This is a genomic window from Streptomyces kanasensis, assembly GCF_043077165.1.
GTDB classification, from domain to species: domain Bacteria; phylum Actinomycetota; class Actinomycetes; order Streptomycetales; family Streptomycetaceae; genus Streptomyces; species Streptomyces changanensis.
In genome coordinates, this window is sequence record NZ_JBIBSF010000001.1 from 130,527 (window position 1) to 149,971 (window position 19,445).

The window sequence follows — 19,445 nt, forward strand, 5'->3', positions numbered from 1 at the left end:
ACCCCGCCTCACCCGGACCCGGACGGCGTGGGGCGGCCGGCCTCCGCATCCCTCACACCCCGGCGGTCGGCCGGGTGGACGGCGCGGAGGCCGGGTGACGGGCCCCGGTGGGCGAGTCGGCGTACGGCCCCGGGCGGCCGGAAGGACAGGTTCAGCGGGAGGTGTCGAGCACCAGTTTGCCGACCGTCCTGCGGGCGCGGAGGTCTTCGTGGGCGCGGGCCGCCTCCGCGAGTGGGTAGACGCCACCGACCTGGGGCGTGAGACGTCCGTCCGCGACCATCTCCAGCAGCTCGGACAACGGCTCGCGGAACATGCCGGGGCGGCCGATCGCGTGCATCAGCCAGAAGCCGACGACCGCACGGGAGCGGCCCATCAGCTGGGCGGCGTGGACGGGCTCCGGGGCCTGCCGGCCGGCCAGGCCGTAGGTGACGAGCCGGCCGAACGGCGCGAGGGCGGCGAGGGACTCCTCGAAGACCCGGCCGCCGGTCATCTCCAGGACGACGTCGACCTTCCGGCCCTCGTTGGCCTCCACCAGCCGGTCCTTCAGGCCCTCCGCGTCGGCGTCGACCGCGACGTCCGCGCCCAGGGCGAGGGCGAGGTCGCGCTTCTCCTGGGTGGAGGCGGTGGCGATGACCCGTCCGGCCCCGAACGCCTTCGCGAGCTGGACGGCGAGTGAGCCGGTGCCCCCGGCGGCGGCGTGCACGACGACCGACTCGCCCGGGGCGATGCGCCCGCTCGTACGGAGCAGGTGCCAGGCGGTGAGGCCCTGCACGATCAGGGCCAGGGCCTGCGCGTCGCTCACCGACCCGGGAACGTCGATGGCCAGGTCCTCCCGGACCACCGCCTTCTCGGCGTAACCGCCGTTGCCGTCCGCGAGGGCGACGACCCTCCTGCCGTCCTCGGTGCGGCCGACCACCTCTCCGCCCGGGATCATGGGGAGGGTGGAACGGGACAGGTACGAGTCCTCGACCGCGTGCGTGTCCGCGTAGTTGACGCCGGCCGCCGAGACGTCGATCAGCAGACGGCCGGGCTCCGGAAGGGGGTCGGGGACCTCCACCAGCCGCAGCACTTCCGGCCCGCCGAATTCGGTGACGTGTATCGCCCGCACAGTCGCTCCTCACTTCCCGGCATGCCCCGCGGGTGCTCCGCGGAGCCCACGCCGCCACGCTCTCACCAGCCAAGAGACATTACCAACTGCTCAGTATGTGAACTGCGGCACACCGTCCGGCCCACCGGGACCCGGCACACCGGAGTGCGGCCGTCCGCTTACCGGTGTGCACCCCGTGAGCCGGGGTAGGCCGCCCTGCAGCGTTGCCCGATGGTCCTTTCCGGAAAGGGGAGACACACCATGACGAGGAAGAGCCCTGCCCGTCGGCTGCCGGCCGGCCCCGACCGTGACGAGGTCGCCGCCGACCTGAAGGAGAAGTACGACGCGGGTGCCTCCATCCGCGAACTGGCCGAGGAGACCGGCCGCTCCTACGGAGCCGTGCACCGCCTCCTGGGAGAGGCCGGCGCCACCTTCCGCGCCCGAGGCGCCGCCACGCGCGAGAAGGCCGCGGCCTGAGCACCACGCCGGGCGCCCCGCCGGTGCGCGGCGTGCCGCGCACCGGCGGGGCGCCGCGGGGAACCGACAGGTCCCGTCCTGCCGGGCGCGGCGCAGCGGGACACCGGGCGGCGGGGGCGTGCGGACCGGCCCGCTCTCCCCGCGTCGCGTCGCGACGCGGACGGTTGCACGCGAACCGGCGACGTGGGTCCGCCGGTCCGGGGCGCACGGGTCGGCGCGCCCCGGTCGTCACCCCCTCGCCGCCGAGCCCGCTCAGTAGGCGGTGGGCCAGCCGCCGCTCCAGTTCAGCAGGTTGAGGCCGAGCTTGGGGGCACCGTTGTCCCTGCCGTCGTAGTAGTGATAGACGAGCACGTCCCCGTCGACGTCGGGCATGACGTCCTGCCCGCCCGGGCCGATCACGGAACCCTGTGACGCCATGACCACGGTGCCGCCGTCGTTGGTCATCGCGACGCCGTTGCGGTCGTAGTAGGGCCCGGTGGGCTTGGTGGCCCGGCCGACCTTGATCTTGTACGTGGAGGTGGTACCGCTGCAGCAGGTGTCGTACGAGGCGAAGAGGTAGTAGTACCCGTTCCGCTTGACCACGGTCGGACCCTCCACCGCCCTCGGCGCGGCGGAGCGCGAGGCGATCGAGTGGCGGGTGGTGTCCCCCGCGTACTGCTTGCCGGTCCCCGGGTCGAGGCGGATCATCTTGATCCCGCTCCAGTGGGAGCCGAACGCCAACCACCACTTGCCGTCGTCGTCGACGAACAGGTCGGGGTCGATGGCGTTGTAGTCGCTGGCGGCCGTCGAGGAGTGGACGATGCCCTGGTCCTTCCAACTGCCCGGCAGGCCGGTCGTGGAGGTGGCGAGGCCGATGGCCGAGACGTTCGAGCGGAAGCTGGAGACGGAGTAGTACATCAGGTACCGGCCGCCGTGATGGGAGAGGTCGGGAGCCCACGGATCGTTCGCGGTCGAGTAGCGCGACCACCAACCGGGCGGCGAGGTGAAGGCGCTGCCGTTGCGGCTGAAGGCGACGCGGTCGGTGGAGGTGCGGAACTCCAGGTAGCCGTGGGTGGAGTGGAGCAGGTAGCGCCCGTCGGGCGCGCGGAACATGGTCGGGTCGTGGACGACGACGTCACCGGTGACCCGCCCGGGACCGGGGTAGGCGGACGCGCTCGACGGCACCAGGGCCAGCATGACGGCGGCGGGCAGGGCGAAGAACGAAGATCTGCGCAGAGTGCGGCTCACGCGCTTCTCCTTCTCGTGGGGATGAACAGCGACATCCGTTCGACATGTCGAATAGAGGACGCCAGTTCGAACGGACGGTAGGAGGAAAGCGCTTGCACGTCAACGCTTCGCACAGCCCTCCCGTGACGGAGGTGACGTTCCTGTCGTGCCGCGCCCGACCCCCGGACAACGCTCCCGTCCACGGCGCTGCCGACGGGGAGCGGGGGGGCGTCCGGATGCGTCGCGGCGCTTACGAACACGGCGCGCCCGCGACACCCCCGCCGGCACCCCACACCGGCGACCGGATGAGCCTGTTCGGGCAACCGGCCCCCTGGGTTCACGAAGCCGCCGCGACAGCCGCACCCGAACCGGCAGTCCCGGCAGGGATGTTGACGCACCCGCGTCCTGCCCCTACGGTCCGATCGACACGCCAGACGACGTTCGATCTGCCGAACAGAAGGGGGAGCTCATGACTCCGCCCCTCGACAGACGCGGTTTCCTCCGGAGCGCCACGCTCGCCGCGGCCGCACCACTCGTGCCGTCCCTGCCCGGGAGTCCGGCGTCCGCCGCGTCCGGCACGGGCCCCCGCCCCTCGTTCGGCACCGGCGGCGGTGGCGCCGGTGCCGCGCTGCCCGCTCCGTCCGCGTGGACGGTCAGGCCCTTCCCCCTCACGAACGTGACGCTGAACGGAAGCGGTGTCCTCGCGGCCAAGCGCGATCTGATCCTCGACCACGGCCGTGGGTACGACGTCGACCGGCTGCTGCAGGTCTTCCGCGCCAACGCCGGGCTCTCCACCCGCGGTGCGGTCGCTCCCGGCGGGTGGGAAGGTCTCGACGGCGAGGCGAACGGAAACCTCCGCGGCCACTACACGGGCCACTTCCTCACCATGCTCTCGCAGGCGTACGCCGGCACCGGCGAGGCGGTCTACGCCGACCGGATCCGCACCATGGTCGGAGCCCTGGCCGAGGTCCGCGAGGCACTGCGCCACGACCCGGCCGTGCTGAGCGTCCCGGGCAGGTTCGGTACGGCAGCCGAGAACGTCCGGGGCTCCCACCAGTACGTCGAGCTGCCCGGCGGTCTCCTCGGGGCCTCCCCGTCCCTGACCCTCTCCGCGTGGGTGAAGCCCACGCACGACGCCGACTGGGCCCGCGTCTTCGAGTTCGGCAACGACACCACCCGCTACCTCTACCTGGCCGTCCGCAACGCGAACGGCCGCCCCCGCTTCGCCCTCACCACCAGCGGCCCCGCGGGCGAGCAGGGCGTCGACGGCACCGCGCCGCTGCCGCTGGACCGGTGGAGCCACCTCGCGGTCACGCTCACCGGCAGCACCGCGACGCTCTACGTCGACGGCGCCGCCGTCGGCCGGAACACCGCGATGACCCTCGACCCGACGGCGCTCGGCACCCTCGCCCACCACTGGCTCGGCCGGTCGCACCACCCCGCCGACCCCGTGTTCGCCGGCGCGTTCGACCAGGTCGACATCTGGTCACGGGCCCTGTCGGCCGCCGAGGTCGCCGAACTGCGGGACGTACCGGCCGACCGGTCCTCCGCGGGCACCGGCGACCTGGCCTCGTACCGCTTCGACGAGACGAGCGGTTCCACCTTCGCGGACGCGTCGGGCCACGGCCGGCACGCCACCCTGCGCCGCACCTGGGGAGGGCCCAGCCATCCCGGTTTCCTCGCGGCGTACCCGGAGACCCAGTTCATCACCCTGGAGTCCATGACCGCCGGTGACTACACCGTGGTGTGGGCGCCGTACTACACCGCCCACAAGATCCTGCGCGGGCTGCTCGACGCGCACCTCCACACGGGGGACGCCCGGGCGCTCGACCTCGCGGACGGCCTGTGCGACTGGATGTACTCGCGGCTGTCCAGGCTGCCCGCCGCCACCCGGCAGCGCATGTGGAACATCTTCTCCAGCGGGGAGTTCGGCGGCATCGTCGAGGCGATCTGCGATCTGTACGCGGTCACCGGCGAGCCCCGGCACCTGGCGCTGGCCCGGATGTTCGACCTCGACCGGCTCATCGACGCCTGCGCGGCGGACGAGGACGTCCTGGACGGCCTGCACGCCAACCAGCACATCCCCGTCCTCACCGGGGCGGTCCGGCTGTACGACGAGACCGGCGAGGAGCGGTACCTGGCCGCGGCGAAGAACTTCTGGGGCATGGTCGTCCCGACGCGGACGTACGGCATCGGCGGAACGAGCACCGCGGAGTTCTGGAAGGGCCGCGGGCTCATCGCCGCGACGCTCGGCGACACCAACGCCGAGACCTGCTGTGCGTACAACATGCTCAAACTGAGCCGGTCGCTGTTCCTCCACGAGCAGGACCCGGCGTACATGGACTACTACGAGCGGGCCCTGCTCAACCAGGTCCTCGGCTCCAAGCAGGACCGGCCGGACGCGGAGAAGCCGCTCGTCACCTACTTCGTCGGACTGCGGCCCGGGCACGTGCGCGACTACACGCCCAAGGCAGGGACGACGTGCTGCGAGGGCACCGGAATGGAGAGCCACACCAAGTACCAGGACTCGGTGTACTTCGCACGGCCCGACGGCGGCGCGCTGTACGTCAACCTCTACAGCCCGACGACACTCACCTGGGCGGAGAAGGGCGTCACCGTCACCCAGACGACGGACTACCCGAGGGAACAGGGTTCCACGATCACCGTACGGGGCCGCCGGCCCGCCACGTTCGACCTGCTGCTGCGGGTGCCCGCCTGGGCCCGGAGCGGGTTCCGCGTGACCGTCAACGGCAGGGCGGCGAAGGGGACACCCGTTCCCGGTAGCTACTTCACGGTCTCCCGCGCCTGGCGCGACGGCGACACCGTGCGGGTGTCCGTCCCCTTCTCGCTGCGCGTGGAGAAGGCACCGGACGACCCGACCGTCCAGACCCTGTTCCACGGCCCGGTCAACCTGGTGGCCCGCGACTCCAGGACGGACTTCCTCCGTCTCGCGCTCCACCGCAACACGGCGCTCTCCGACCTGGCACCCAGCTTCACACCCGTGGACGGCAAGCCGCTCCACCACATTCTCGACGGCGTCGAGTTCGCGCCCTTCTTCGAGGGGACGGAGGACCCGTCCCACGCCTACTTCCGGCGCGTCGAGCCGCGGATCGCCTTCGGGGGCAGCGAGTCCGGCGTCGCCAACCCGGCCAAGGCCGACGGCACCACACTCGTCGACGAGATCTGGGCCGCCGCTCCCTTCGCGACCAAGTCGGCCCTGGTGGGGCACGTGCGGACGACGGTCGGCGCCTGGGTGACGGCGGGGCTGCTCGGCCCGGCCGACGGCCGGAGGGTGGTGACGACGGCCGAGAGGGCTTCCTACGTGGCCGGGTGACGCACGGCACGGGGCCGGGGCGGCCGCGAAAGGACGCGGGTGTTAGCTTCTACCCGTGGTGGGACACCAGGACGAGACCAGGGCCGCCTACGACGGGATCGTCGAGCTGTACGCGTCGATGTTCGCTGATCGGCTGGAGACGCAGCCCTTCGCGCGGGCCATGATCGGCACCTTCGCGGAGTTGGTGCGCGGGACGGGGAACCCGCGGGCGGCCGACGTCGGGTGCGGTCCCGGCCACCTGACGGCCATGCTGCACGACCTGGGGCTGGACGCCTTCGGGCTCGACCTCTCCCCCGGCATGGTGGACCACGCCCGGCGGGCCCATCCGGCGCTGCGGTTCGACGAGGCGCGGATGGAGGCCCTGCCGGTCGAGGACGGCGCGCTCGGCGGTGTGCTGGCCCACTACTCGATGATCCACACCCCGCCCGGGGAACTGCCCGCGCTGCTCGCCGAGCAGGCGCGTGTCCTGGCACCGGGCGGCCTGCTCCTGGTCTCGTTCTTCGGGACCGGAGGACCGGATCCGGTCCGCTTCGACCACAAGGTGGCGCCCGCCTACAGCTGGCCGGCGGACCGGTTCGCCGAGCTGCTCGCCGGGGCCGGGCTCGTCACGTTCGCCCGGTTGCTCCACGACCCGGCCTCCGAACGCGGCTTCCTCGACACCCACCTGATGGCCCGCCGCTCCTGAAGCGTGCTCCCGCGGACGGTGGACGGCCGGTGCGGGAGGGTGCACGCCGGGCTTCACCGAGGGGCGCGGCCGACGGCGACACCCCCGTGCGTACGTCGGCCCGTACGTACCCCGGGCTGATCACCCGGCCGTGATCGGTCCGAGGTAGGTACCGCCGGAGACGTCGATGGTCTGGCCGGTCACCCAGCGCCCCTGCGGGCCCGCCAGGAAGCCCACCACGTCGGCGACGTCCTCCGGCTCGCCGATCCGTCCGAGCGCGGTGATCGACTCGAGCCCGGCCACCGCCTCGGGCACCGCGGCGTAGGGGGCGATCATGTCGGTCAGCACCACCCCGGGTTCGACCGTGTTGACGGTGATCCCGCGCCGGCCCAGCTCGTTGGCGAGCGACGGTCCGAGAGCCGCCAGCGCCGCCTTGGTGACGGTGTACCCGATCTGGCCGGGTTCCGCGATCCGGGTGGCCGCCGAACCCATGTTGACGATCCGTCCGCCGTCACGCAGCATCGGCAGTGCCCGTTGGATGACGAAGACCGGCGTGCTCACGTTGACCGCCAGCAGCCGCGCGAACTCCTGCTCGGTGAGGTGTGCGATCGAACCGGCCGAGTGGATGCCGGCGTTGTTGACCAGGATGTCCAGGCCGTCCGCGCCGTGGTCGGCCAGTTCGGCGGTGAGCTGCGCGAACAGCCGGTCCACCGCGCCGCTCTCGCCGAACCGGGCCTGCACCGCGAACGCCCGGCCGCCGGCTTCGACGATCCGCGCCACGGTCCGCGCGGCAGCCTCTTCGTTGCCGCCGTAGTGGACCGCGACCAGCGCTCCCCCGGCGGCGAGCCGCAGGGCCACCGCGCGCCCGATCCCACGCGAACCGCCCGTCACCAGCGCGGTCTTGCCGTCCAGCTCCCCCATGATCGCCTCTTCCCTCGTGACGCAGGATGACCAGGGATGCCGTGCCGCGGGCGCCATGCCGTCGCGCGGACGCCATGCCGTGCCGCGTGCGTCATGCCGTGACCGGCTCCCGTCGATCGCTTCGCGGACGCTCCCACCCTGCCGGAGCCGGGCCCTGCCCGACAGGACACGATCGGTCAACCCTGCGGCCGCGGCCAGGCGCCGCGAGCCACGAGCCCGACTGACCGACGAGACACCCACCGACCCCGGGCCGCCCGGCCCCCGTCATCCGGCAGCGGAAGCCGCCGTGGCCCACGGCCGCGCCGTCGGGGGGCGAAGGCGGAGGGCCACCGTACCGAGGGCGGTCGAGGCGCCGTCGCAACCGAACGTCACCGTCCCGCCGGTGGCCGTGCCGACGCAACCGTGCGGGCACGGGGGCACGTCGAGGCCCCTCAAGGCCGCGGCGGGCGACGGGACGCCGCAGCCTGCTGCCTGAGCGTGGTGGCGAGGCTCATCGCCGCCAGCACCACGACCACACTCAGACCGAAGGTGCCCCCGCCCGTCTCGCCGTCCGCGAGATACCTGACGACGAAGGGCAGCGCGGCCATGACGGCGCCGCTGGTGAGCAGCCACGGCGGAAGAACGGTCTCTCCCGGCCGATCGGGGTCGAAGCGGAACACCGCCTTCCACACAGCGCCGGCGATCACCAGCGCGATGACCACGACCGGGTACCACCATCCGCCGGCGGCGGAGTCGAGCACATCCCGTGCGTCCACCGTGCACCTCCTCTCATCGGCACGGAAGGAGTCTTCCCCAGCACCGCCGCACACCGTCCGGCGCTCCCCGGCGGATCGCCGCACGGCGGCTGCCGGAGGCGGGACAGGTGCCCCTCCGCGCGCCCCGGCGGCCAGCGCAGTCGGCGGGGCCCCGGCAGGACGCGCAGTGCCACCCATCCGCCCGTGTGCCGCCAAGTCGCGCCGCGACCGGCCAACGGACCACCGCTTCAGCCCGCATGCAGGCATTCATGCCGTACGGGAGAAGGCGCTCGTCGCCCTTGTCCCGCAGCACGGCGCGGTTGAGCCCTGGCCACCCGACCGCTTCCCCTCCGACCCCAGAGGAGCAAGGGCCCCGCGCAGGTGGTCGCCGCTGCGAACCACGGGGCGGTCATGCGCGCCCCGTCCTGCGCCGATCGTCGGCGTTTCGGCCACTCTCCGTCTGAGCCCCGACCCGGTCCGGCAAGGGTCGGTGTATCCGGCACGAACGCGCATTCGCCTTGCAACGGGGTGTCCGCCACGACCGAAAGACGTGTGTTCGACACGCGGAGCAGCGTCGTTGAGCTGGGCAACCGCTCACCGCCCGCCCCCCTTCCGGAGGCCACCATGTACCCACCACCCCCTCTGCAGGCTCCTCTTCCTGCCGCTCCTCAGCCTGTGCCCGCCCGGCCCGCGGCGGCCACGGCGAGGCCCCGGAGCGTCGTCGGCACCCTCGCCGCAGTGCTTCCGGACAGGAGGTGGGGGGCATGACGAGCGGCGCGAGTGATCCGCTGGCGGCCGCCGCGGAAGGTCCGTCGGCATCCGAGCAGCTGCTGTTCGGGGGTGAGCTCACCTACGACCACGGGTGGGGCGCCCACGACGGTGCCTGGCTGAAGCTGGGATTGCGCTCGATGGCCGGTTCGTTGCCGAAGCAGGTGGCGGTGGCTGTCCGGCTGGCACGCGAGGCCGACCCGCGGGCGTTCACGGCGGTCGCCGTGAGCGAGGTCGTCCGCGGCATCACACAGGCCGTGTCCCTGATCGCGGTCAACGCCCTCCTCGTCGAGCTCCTCGCCTCCGGGGACATCACGAGCCGGTTGCGTGCGGCGCTGCCGTCCCTCCTGCTGGTCGCGGTCCTCGCGGTCGTCGGATCGGCGTGCGGGTCGGCCTCGGCCGCCGCCACGGGCATCCTCGAACCGAAGGCACAGCGTGTGGCGACCGAGCGGTACCTCGGCCTGGTGGCGCGGGTGGAGCTGGAGGCGATCGAGGACGACGCCTTCCACAAGCTCATGGACTCCGCCCAGTGGGGCGCGGACTCGGCCCGACGGATGGTCGGCTACTGCATCGCCGTGGTCACCTCCGCCATCTCGTTGATCGCCGCGGCCGGCGTGCTCACCGTCCTGCACCCGGTCCTGCTGCCGCTCCTGGCGCTCATGGCCCTGCCGAGCGCGTGGGGTTCGCTGACCATGGCCCGGCACCGGTACATCAGCTGGCACCGCTTCGTCCAGCACGTACGGGCGGCCAAGCTGATCAGCCAGCTCCTGATCAACCAGCAGGCCGCGGCGGAGATCCGCGTCCACGACGCGGCACCGTTCCTGCTGCGGCACTTCCGGCAGATGGCCGAGACCAGCGAGCGGGAGCAGACCAGGCTCGCGTGGACCGGCGCCCGCACCAATGTGATCGCGGACTCTGCGCGCGGCGCCGCGACCGTCGCCACCTACGGCGCCCTCGGGCTGCTGTTGTGGCACGGGCAGATGGGCCTCGCCGTCGCCGGCACGGCGGTACTGGCGATCCGTACCGGGGCGGCGAGCATCACCGACCTCGTCCTGCGCGTCACCGACGTCCAGGAGGAAGCCCTGTTCGTCGCGGACCTGGAGAAGCTGTGCGAGGAAGCCGCCCGGCGCGCCATCCCCACCGGCGGGCTGGACGTGCCTGCGGACGCGGAGGAGATCAGGTTCGAGAAGGTGACCTTCACCTACCCGGGTGCCGACAAGCCGTCCCTGTTCGAGGTCGACCTGGCCATCCCCCGGGGCAGGACGGTGGCCCTGGTCGGGAGGAACGGCTCGGGCAAGTCGACCGTGGTGCGGCTGCTGAGCGGGGCCCGGCTCCCGGACTCCGGCCGGGTGCTGTGGGGCGGGGTGAGCACCGCGGAGGCCGACCGGGCACAGGTCTTCGAGCGCGTCGCGATGGTCGCGCAGGACTTCTTCCGCTGGCCCTTCACCGCCCGGGTGAACATCGGCATCGGCCGCAGCAGCGCCGCGATGGACGACCGGAGCATCGAGGCGGCGGCGGCCTACGCGGGCGCCGACGAGGTCGTGGAGGGCCTCCCCCGGGGCCTGGACAGCCTGCTCACCCGGGGGTACAAGGGCGGCCAGGAGATCTCCGGCGGCCAGTGGCAGAAGCTCGGCCTTGCTCGCGCCCGGCGCCGCGACGGTGCCGTCCTGATCGTGGACGAGCCCACCAGCGCGCTCGATCCCGCCGCCGAGCAGCGGGTCTTCGACCAGATCCACCAGCTGGCCGGTTCCGGTCAGACCACGATCCTGATCACCCACCGCCTCCACAGCGTCCGGGCCGCGGACCTCATCTACGTCCTGGACGAGGGCCGGGTCGTCGAGCACGGCACCTTCACCGACCTCATGGACCCGAGCACCGGCGTCGGTGTGTTCCGGGAGATGTACGAACTGCAGGCCCGCCAGTTCCTCGACCCTTCGCTGCCCACGCAGCACACCCCGGCGGAGGCGGCGCCGAGCAAGCCGACCGACGCCGTGGGTGAGGGGCGGACGCTGTCATGACACCGTGCGTGCTGGAGCCACGGACCTCCCTGGTCGCACTCCAGCTTCCGGGCCACGTCGGCACCGTCCGCGCCTCGGTCGAGCCGCGCCCGGCAGGTGCCGCGACGTCCGGCGGCGCCGTGACGCAGGATCGGACACGGGATCCCCGCTGCGGAGATGGATCGAGCCGCGGAATTCCAGGACCGCTGGGGCGGCCTCGCCCTGCCGCCGGCCACGTACGTTCCACGAGGGGGGTCCGCGCACTCTGGACGCGGACCGTCCCGAGGGCTCGGCCGCGGAGGGCTGGTGGTTCCCGGCCGGGGCCCGCCGGGTGTCCATGGCCTACCGCTTCGCCATGGGCCCCGACGGCGCATTCGGGATCGATGCCCACCGCTGGACACCCCTGCACGCCAGCACGGACGGCTGGGTGGAATCCTTGGCGCTCGCCGCCCATGCCGGACGCTGGGCCACCGCCGTCACCGGGATCAGGGGCAAGGCAGCCGAGTCGCTGGACCTCGGCGGGTACGAGCCGGTACCCGAAGTGCAACGCCTGACCGACACCTGGTGGCGGGGCAAGGACTCGCTCGTCGCCCCCTACCGTGGCGAGGCCGACGGACTTGACGCTCCGCGCTGCCTGGAGGCCCACGTCTACAGCGGTCTCGACGAGTGGGGCCTCCACGGCGGCTGACCGCTCGGCGACGTCGCCGGAACCCGGCGCCCAAGGCCTGTCCCGTGGTGATCGCGGGTTCGGGCGGGGCTGCCCGAAGGGCCTGGCGCGTGCTCAGCCGTTGGCTGGTGAAGTGCTGATGGACCGAGCGAAGTCAGCGAGCGCGCGGAAGTCGTCCTCGTGCAGACCGACGCGCGGGTCGACGTGGGGCAGAAGCCCGGCCCCGCGATGGTGGGGAGTCACGTACGCCTGGTCCAGCTCGCTGTTCGTCGTCGACCCAGGCGAAAGGACGGCCGTTGGCGTAGTTCAGGGGGGCCGGTCTTCCAGTGCACGCCGTCTCCGCGAAAGCTGGTCGGGTGAACAGAAGGCACCTCCGGCGGCGCGAGGGCCGCCGAGACGGAAGCGCGGTGAGGCGGCGGGGCGGCCGCGGTGAGTCGAACGGCTCTCACAGTCGCCGCACGCGCAGTACGGCGGTCAGCATCGGGAGGGTGAACTCGCCGTCGGCGGTCTCCGGTCGGCTCGCGAGGTACGCGCGGATCCGGCCGAGCGTGGCCTCGCGTTCCCGTTCCGGCATGACCAGCATCCCGGCGCGCGTCGCGATGGTCGCGACGAGGGAGTCGGCGGTGCGGCGCTGCCCGTGCGGGAACTCGGCGCGCTCCGGCGAGCCGAAGCGCGCGGCCACGCCGGTCTCGGGAAGGTGTGCGTCCGCCGTCTCGGCGCGCCAGCCGGTGGGCGTGTCACGCGGGCCGATGGCCGCGCAGCCGCCGACCCGCGCGAGTCCGGCAACCCAGTCGATCCGGTCGTCCATGACGTTCCACAGGCCGGCCAGGATGCCGCCGGGTGCGAGAACCCGGGCGATCTCGGGTCCTGCGACGGCCATGTCGAACCAGTGCAGGGCGTTGCCGGCCAGCACGGCATCGACCGATGCGTCCGGCAGCGGTATCGCCTCGGCGCTGCCCGGCAGGGCGCGGGCAGCGGGCAGTGCGCGGCGCAGCTCGGTGAGCATCGCCGGGTCGGGCTCGACCGCGGTGACGTCGGCACCCAGCGCGATCAGCGTGGCGGTCAGCTTGCCGGTTCCGGCGCCGAGGTCGAGCACCCGCGGGCCGGGCGCCGGTTCGAGCGCCCAGCGCACCGCGGTCCGCGCGTAGTCCGGGCGGTGTTCGGCGTAGGCGGCCGCCGCCGTGCCGAACGACGAGCGGTGCGACAGCCGTTCGTCCTCTTCCACGCGGTCACCCTAACGGTGACCATGCCGCGCTGCTACCGGCCTGCGCCACGTCCGTCGGCGCCGCGAGCCCGTGTCTTCGGGCCGTCGACGTCGGTGCTGGTGCAGTGGGAGGAAGCCGGTGGCCCCGTCGTGCGGGCAGCCCCCGCGCGACGGCGCCTTCCACCCGGCCTGCGCATCGAGCGCGTCCGCTGCGCGCCGGGTCGCCACGAACCCACCCGGGTGCCGGACCGGGCGCGCGACACGGTCCTACGGCTGAGGGACGCCCCGGCTGTCCGCTACGAGGGCGAACGCCTCCACCGCCCCGCCGGACGGCGCCGTCTCCCCGGCGTCGGCGCGGAGCGCCTCGCAGCGCACCCGTTTCCGTTCACCGTGCGGCGGCGTTGACAGGGGGCGTTCGGTGGTGGATGGCGGGAGGACGGCATGCTGCAGGTCTCGGTCGAGGACACGGAGATCCGGCCCGGGAAGGCGCACCGGTGGCATCTGGTGCCGGTGTCCGGTGAGGGGTCGCCGGCCGTGCGGCGGATGGCGGGCTACAACCAGGCGAAGCACTTCACCGTCGCCCAGCACGCGCGGAACGTGAACGAGCCGGTCCGCTCCTATGTCGCCGCGACGTTCGAGATCACCGAGCCGGTGGACCTGGACGCCATCGGAGACGCCCTGCTGCATCTGATCCGCCGCCACGAGGTGCTCCGCGCGTTCTACGAGCCGCTCGACGGGGACCTGTCCTGCGAGGTCCTCTCCCCCGGCGAGGTCGCCCTCAAGCACGTCGAGGCGGACCACCTGGAGACGTCGGCGCAGGTCGGCGCCCACCTGCACCAGGCGTTCCAGGAGGTCGAGACCCTCTCCTGGCCGCTGATCGCCATGGGCGCGGTGGTCCGGGACGACTCGGCCACGGTGTGGTTCTCGTGTGACCACCTGGTCACCGACGGGTTGTCCACGGCCATCGCCCTCGACGACATCACCGGTGCCTACCGGGCGCTCACGGCCGGCGGGGCCCTCACGCCGGTGGAGGCGGGCAGTTACCTGGAGTTCAGCCGGAGCCAGCGCCGCGGGAACCAGGACCTGCACGCCGACGACCCGCGACTGGAGTACTGGCGGGACTTCACCGAGCGCAACGGCGGCCTGTTCCCCCGCTTCCCCCTCGATCTCGGCACCGTGCCCGACCGCCTGTACGCGCCGGTCACCACCACCGAGCGGCTCCTGGACGCGCAGGGCGTCGAGGCGTTCGAGGCGGCGTGCAGGGCCCGCGGTGGGCGGCTGTCGACGGGGCTGCTCGCCGCGCTGGCCACCGCGGTGCGGGAGGAGGGAGGACCTGCGGTGTACCGGGGTCTCGTACCGGTCAACGAGCGCGGCAGGGGCGTCTACGAGCAGTCCATGGGGTGGTTTGTCAACACCCTCCCCATCGAGTTCGCCGTGGGGAGGGTCGAGGGGTTCGCCGACACCCTGACCGCCGCCGGGACCGCCTTCGCACGTATGCGCGCCCAGGCCGGGGTGCACTTCGTACAGGCCTGGCGCCTGCTGGCCCCGGCCGAGTACGCCAGGCTGCACTACTGGCCGCACGCGGTGAACTTCTACTCCTACATCGACTTCCGGCGCATGCCCGGCGCCGCGCACCACGCCGGGCAGCGGGCCCGCATGCACGTGTGGGTGTCCGGGTGCAACGGCATCCTCCACTGGTTCCACCGGGCCGAGGACGGTCTCCACGTCAACAGCATCCACGTCGACACCCCGCAGGCCCGCGTCACCCACGAGGCGCTGCTGCGCACCCTCACCCGCACCGTCGCCACGGTCTCCCAGTGACCTGTGGTTCTCGACGGGCCGCTCCCCCCGCCGGGCGGGCCGTAGGCGTCAGCTCGCCATCCCCCTCCGCTGCGACCGACCGCCGGGGGTGACCGGGGGCGGGAGGCGGCTGCCGGGGGCGAGGGAGGGGCGGCAGGCCCTGCCCTGGGGGTCGGGCCTGCCGGAGGGCGCGGGGCTACCGGAGGTGCGCCTTGACCTGGGCGTAGACCGTGCGGTCGGTGCGCAGCCCGCTGTGGTCGAGGCAGGCGGTGGTGGTGTTGACGGCTCCGTTGAGGGCGACGCTGCTCGCGGGGTTGATGACGCTGTCGCAGGGGGAGCCCCAGGTGGCGTAGCGGGCGGAGCCGGGGGTCTCGTCACCGGAGTTGAGGCGGGTGAGGAAGGCGGATCCCGGGCGCATCTCGACGCAGGGGGCGCCGCCGCACCAGCGTGCGGTTTCCGTGCCGTGGTTGGGTCCGGCCAGGGAGGCCCACGCGTCGACCTGGGAAGCGCCGCCGAGGTTCTTCAGGTAGTAGCGGGAGGACAGGGCGCCCATGGAGTGGGTGACCACGTCCACCTTGGTGGCGCCCGTGGTGCGCAGGACGCGCGCGATCTCGTCGGCCAGTTGTCCGGCGGTGGTGGTGTTGGACTGTGTGGCGTCGTAGGTCCACGGGTGGAGGCGGCCGGCCGGCCAGCCGTCCGCGCGGAAGCGGTCGGCCATGGTCCGCCAGGTGGAGCCGTCGGAGTTCCACCCGTGGACGAAGACGATCGGGTGGGGGCCGGCGGCCTGCTGTCGGCCGCCGACCGCCGATGCGGACGCGGGGCTGGGAAGGAGGGGCATGAGCGCGAGGAGGAGCGTGAACACACTCCGCGACAGGTTCCTGGTCACGCGCGGTTCCTACCGTGCCGACGGCCGGAGCGACGGAGCCGCACCCGTACGCTCACCCGTCCGGTGGCGGGGTTTCACCGCAGAGACGTGTCGGCTCGGCACATGGAGGGGTCGCTCGGGCCCTCACGCGGTACGTCGTCCGGGAGGGGCACCGTCGCGCCCCCGCCCGGGCAGGTCTCGTCGCGGCCGACACCTCCTGAGGCGTGATCGGGCCGCCGCGCGGCTCGGGGTGCGGCGGAACGACTCCGGCTGGAGGGACGTGGAAGGCCGGGCGTACCCATGGGGCGCGTCAGCGAGAAGCTGAGTACGCACACTCATGTCCGACGCGGGTGACGGGGAGACACTCCGAGGCATGACGACGCTTCCACCCCCGGCCGAGGAGCTACGACTCCTCGACGCCGAGCTGTGGCACCTCGACGCCCGCCGTGCCGTCCTGCTGCGGCGCCGCGAGTGGCTGGTCCACACGCTGAGTGCGGCTTCCGCCCGGCAGCCCGCCCGGGACCGCGGGGCCACACCCTCGGTGTGGCCCGCCGGTGCCGGTAGCGCCGCCCGCCGGCCGGAGACCCCGGCACCGAAGGTGCAGAACGTGCTGCTGCTCCTCGGCGGGATCCTGCTGACGATCGCCGCGATCGCCTTCACCCTGGTCAGCTGGGGACAGATGGGGATCGCCGGGCGGGCGCTGGTGCTCGGCGCGGTGACGGTGGCGGCGCTGGGCGTGCCCGTGACACTGCTGCGGCGCGGACTCGGCTCGACCGCCGAGGCGGTGGCGGGCCTCGGGATGGCGCTGACCGTTCTCGACGCCTACGCGCTGCACGAGGCCCTGCTCACCGGCACGGACGGTCTGCGGTACGCGGCCGCCGCGTCGGCGGTCCTGGCCGGGACGTGGGTCGCATACGGCGTGGGGGTGAGCGCGCTGGCGTCGCCCGCCCGGGAGGCCGCGGCGCGCAAGGGCGCCGCGGGAGGAGGGGCCCGCCTCGTGCTCCGGCTCCCCGCTCCTCTCGCCGCGGCGACCGCGCAACTCCCCCCGCTACTCTGGGCGCTGGCCACCGGCGCGGGCCCGCACACGCTGACGGCCGTGCTGCTGGTGACCGCCGCCGCCGACACCGCTGTCGCACTGCGGACGACACGCCTGTCGGTGCGGATCCTCGCCGTCGTCGGCGCGTGCGGCATGGGTGCCTCGGGTGTTCTCGCCGCCGGGTGGCTCTGCTGGAGCGCCTCGGGCCCGGGCTCCGCCGCACGGGCGGCGGCCCTGCTGGCCCTCGCCGCGACGATCGCCCTGGTCGCGGCCCGGTTCGTCCCGGAGCGGGAGATCGCCATCGGCTCGGCCCTGGCCGGCGGTCTGTGCCTGGTCGCGGGGGTGGGCGGGGTGCTGCGGGCCTCGGTACCCGGGGAGTGGACGGTGCCGGGATGTCTGGCCGGCGCGCTCGCCTTGACGACGGTCCCACCGACGCGCCTGCCCGAGCCCGTGCGCCGAGGACTGGCGTGGGCTTCGCTGACCGTCCAGGGCCTCGCGGTGCTGTGGGCGGTTCCCCTGGTGGCCGGCACCCTCATCGGTCCGGCGGCCTGGGTGGGCCGGATCTGGTCCGACGCGCCCGGGGGCACGCGGGCCGCCGTGTTCGCCGAGGTGCCCTGGCCTCCGTACGCGGCCACCGTGCCGCTCGTTCTCCTCGTGGTGGCTGGTGTACAGGCCCTGACCGGGCGCGGAGCGACCTGGCGCCCGGTGGCCACGACGGGCGCCCTCGTCCTGGGGTGGGCGACGGCGTTCGTGCTCCCCGCGGTGCTCGACCTCCCCCACCCGGCGGGGCTGGTGACGCAGGGGGTCGTGATCGTGGCCGCGCTGGGCTGCGCGGAGTGGGCCCGCCGCGCCTCCGTCGAGGCGGCCGGCCCCTCACCGTCGCACCTCACGGCCGTGGTGCTGGCCCTGATCACCTCGCTCCACCTCGCGCTCCTGTCGCTGGCCTCCGAACCCGCGACGATCGGTGTGCTCGTGGCGCTCACGGCCCTGTTCGGCGCGGCGGGTGTGCGCCGGGGACTCGGCCCGTTCGCGGCGCCCGCCTCGCTCGGGTACGCCACGGCCCTGGCGTGCGCGATCGGCGCGTCCGCCGGCTGGCAGCCGCAGCACACCGCCCTGCTGGTCCTCGTCGTGCCCGGCGCCGGGGCGGTGATCGCGGCACGTCTCGGCGGCACGTCCGCTGCCGTTCCCGTCGAGGTCACCGGGACGGTCGCGATGGTGCTCGCTGTCGTCCTCGCCGTGACCGATCCGCCGACGCTGGCCCTGGTGCTCTCGCTCGGTGCGGTCATCGCGGCGGGAACCGCGCTGCGCGCGGAACGGCGATCGGGTGGATACGTGGCCGCCGTGCTGTTCCTGCTGGCCGCTTGGGTGCGCCTGGCGGCCTGGGAGGTCACCACAGCGGAGGCGTACACCCTGCCGGTGACCGCGGCCGCGCTCGTCGTCGGGTTCCTGCGCCGTCGCCGTGACCCGGCGCTGTCGTCCTGGGCGGCGTACGGTGCCGGACTGACGGTCACCCTGCTGCCGAGCCTGCTCGCCGCGTGGGAGGACCGGCACTGGCTGCGCCCCCTGGTGCTCGGCACGGCGGCGCTGGCCGTGACCCTGGTGGGCGCCCGGCACCGGCTCCAGGCACCGCTGGTCCTCGGCGGGAGCGTGCTCGCCCTGGTGGCGCTGCACGAACTCGCCCCGTACATCGCCCAGGTCGTCGGTGTCCTCCCCCGGTGGGTGGCTCCCGCGCTCGCCGGACTGCTGCTGCTCGCCCTGGGCGCCACCTACGAGCAGCGGCTGCGCGACGCGCGGCGAGTGCGTGAGGTGTTCGGGCGGTTCCGGTAGGCGGAGCGTCCGCGCGGCCGGCTCATGGTCTCCCGCCCCCGGGCGGACGGGCCGGGGAGGCGGCGCGGACGACGGCACGCGCTCCGGATCGGTGCCCGCTAGCGCGCCACGCGGTAGCGGAGGAGGACGACTCCCGAGCCGAAGGCGCGCGTCTCGACGAGTTCGAGATCCACCCGGTGCTCGTGTCGGGGAAAGAACGGAGTGCCACCGCCGACCAGCACCGGGTGGACCACGACCCGGTACTCGTCGATCAGACCCGAAGCGGCCGCCTCGGCGGCGAGCGTCGCGCCGCCGATCGCGATGTCGCCCCCGCCGGGCTCCGCGCGCAACCGCTCGATCTCCCCCGCCAGGTCGCCGGAGGCAAGGCGGGCATTGCCCTGTACCTCCGCGAGCGTGGTGGAGAACACCACCTTCGGGAGCGGGTTCCAGAGCGCGGCCCACTCGAGCATGGAGTCGTCGAGCGATGGGTCCTGGTCGGCGGTCTCCCAGTACAGCATCGTCTCGTACAGCCTTCGTCCCAGCAGGTGGACGCCGACCTCCCGGATCTCGTCGATCCAGAAGCGGAAGACCTCCTCGTCGGGCGCCGTCCAGTCGAACTCGCCGTCCGGCCCGACGATGTAACCGTCGAGTGAGACGCCCATCGAATAGGTCACGCTGCGCATCGGAAGCCCTCCTCGGGGACGGGGTTCGACCCTACGACCGCCGGGCACCTCCGACTCGTCGCGGCTCGCGGGGGTCCCCTGGGCCGAGGCGGTTCCTCCTGGGCCCGGCCGCCCCGGTGTTCCCCGGTGGCGTGCTGATGCGTCCGGCAAGGTGGAGTCGCCGCGCACCCGGTGCGACCGCGCGCGTGGGCGCGTG

The 19,445-nt window shown here is 73.5% G+C and carries 14 protein-coding genes and 1 pseudogene; 7 read left to right on the forward strand and 8 right to left on the reverse strand.

The features are described 5' to 3' along the window. Nucleotides 1-151: 151 nt before the first annotated feature. Entirely contained in the window at nt 152-1,108 is a 957-nt protein-coding gene (locus ACF053_RS00570; RefSeq protein ID WP_391951739.1) for a quinone oxidoreductase family protein, read from the reverse strand. Nucleotides 1,109-1,348: 240 nt separating this feature from the next. On the opposite strand from ACF053_RS00570, the gene ACF053_RS00575 reads away from it, so the two are divergent. Beyond that, a complete protein-coding gene (locus ACF053_RS00575) occupies nt 1,349-1,564 on the forward strand; it encodes a helix-turn-helix domain-containing protein (RefSeq protein ID WP_391951740.1) in 216 nt (71 codons plus the stop codon). Between the two features lie 252 nt (nt 1,565-1,816). Here ACF053_RS00575 and ACF053_RS00580 read toward each other — a convergent pair whose 3' ends face one another. Further along, nucleotides 1,817-2,740, reverse strand: a complete 924-nt coding sequence (locus ACF053_RS00580; RefSeq protein ID WP_391952604.1) for an arabinan endo-1,5-alpha-L-arabinosidase — start codon at nt 2,738-2,740, stop codon at nt 1,817-1,819. Nucleotides 2,741-3,239: 499 nt separating this feature from the next. On the opposite strand from ACF053_RS00580, the gene ACF053_RS00585 reads away from it, so the two are divergent. Both ACF053_RS00585 and ACF053_RS00590 read left to right on the forward strand, forming a co-directional pair. Then, nucleotides 3,240-6,104: a beta-L-arabinofuranosidase domain-containing protein gene (locus tag ACF053_RS00585; protein WP_391951741.1), complete on the forward strand. Its 2,865-nt coding sequence runs from the start codon at nt 3,240-3,242 to the stop codon at nt 6,102-6,104. Between the two features lie 55 nt (nt 6,105-6,159). Then, entirely contained in the window at nt 6,160-6,789 is a 630-nt protein-coding gene (locus ACF053_RS00590; RefSeq protein WP_391951742.1) for a class I SAM-dependent methyltransferase, read from the forward strand. A 120-nt stretch (nt 6,790-6,909) separates the two neighbouring features. Here the strand turns inward: ACF053_RS00590 and ACF053_RS00595 are convergent, their stop codons facing one another. Both ACF053_RS00595 and ACF053_RS00600 read right to left on the reverse strand, forming a co-directional pair. Next, nucleotides 6,910-7,689 carry an SDR family NAD(P)-dependent oxidoreductase gene (locus ACF053_RS00595; RefSeq protein ID WP_391951743.1) on the reverse strand — a complete coding sequence of 260 codons (780 nt, stop codon included), beginning with the start codon at nt 7,687-7,689 and terminating at the stop codon, nt 6,910-6,912. A gap of 431 nt (nt 7,690-8,120) precedes the next feature. Then, nucleotides 8,121-8,444: a hypothetical protein gene (locus ACF053_RS00600; protein ID WP_391951744.1), complete on the reverse strand. Its 324-nt coding sequence runs from the start codon at nt 8,442-8,444 to the stop codon at nt 8,121-8,123. Nucleotides 8,445-9,187: 743 nt separating this feature from the next. Between ACF053_RS00600 and ACF053_RS00605 the strand changes: the two genes are divergently transcribed. After that, nucleotides 9,188-11,209, forward strand: coding sequence for an ATP-binding cassette domain-containing protein (locus ACF053_RS00605; RefSeq protein ID WP_391951745.1), 2,022 nt, complete (start codon nt 9,188-9,190; stop codon nt 11,207-11,209). Between the two features lie 316 nt (nt 11,210-11,525). Then, a complete protein-coding gene (locus ACF053_RS00610) occupies nt 11,526-11,876 on the forward strand; it encodes a hypothetical protein (RefSeq protein ID WP_391951746.1) in 351 nt (116 codons plus the stop codon). Between the two features lie 93 nt (nt 11,877-11,969). Here ACF053_RS00610 and ACF053_RS00615 read toward each other — a convergent pair. Continuing rightward, nucleotides 11,970-12,199: pseudogene (locus tag ACF053_RS00615) on the reverse strand (hypothetical protein); the annotation flags it as partial. 101 nt (nt 12,200-12,300) lie between these two features. Further along, nucleotides 12,301-13,080, reverse strand: coding sequence for a class I SAM-dependent methyltransferase (locus ACF053_RS00620; protein WP_391951747.1), 780 nt, complete (start codon nt 13,078-13,080; stop codon nt 12,301-12,303). A 420-nt stretch (nt 13,081-13,500) separates the two neighbouring features. On the opposite strand from ACF053_RS00620, the gene ACF053_RS00625 reads away from it, so the two are divergent. Continuing rightward, nucleotides 13,501-14,880: a condensation domain-containing protein gene (locus ACF053_RS00625; protein WP_391951748.1), complete on the forward strand. Its 1,380-nt coding sequence runs from the start codon at nt 13,501-13,503 to the stop codon at nt 14,878-14,880. A 175-nt stretch (nt 14,881-15,055) separates the two neighbouring features. Here ACF053_RS00625 and ACF053_RS00630 read toward each other — a convergent pair whose 3' ends face one another. After that, nucleotides 15,056-15,697 (reverse strand): esterase/lipase family protein, encoded by a 642-nt coding sequence (locus ACF053_RS00630; RefSeq protein ID WP_449336527.1) that lies wholly within the window; start codon nt 15,695-15,697, stop codon nt 15,056-15,058. Nucleotides 15,698-16,097: 400 nt separating this feature from the next. On the opposite strand from ACF053_RS00630, the gene ACF053_RS00635 reads away from it, so the two are divergent. Further along, a complete protein-coding gene (locus tag ACF053_RS00635) occupies nt 16,098-18,587 on the forward strand; it encodes an SCO7613 C-terminal domain-containing membrane protein (RefSeq protein WP_391951750.1) in 2,490 nt (829 codons plus the stop codon). 98 nt (nt 18,588-18,685) lie between these two features. On the opposite strand, the gene ACF053_RS00640 is transcribed toward ACF053_RS00635, so the two are convergent. Continuing rightward, nucleotides 18,686-19,249 carry a dihydrofolate reductase family protein gene (locus ACF053_RS00640; RefSeq protein WP_391951751.1) on the reverse strand — a complete coding sequence of 188 codons (564 nt, stop codon included), beginning with the start codon at nt 19,247-19,249 and terminating at the stop codon, nt 18,686-18,688. Nucleotides 19,250-19,445: the final 196 nt, after the last annotated feature.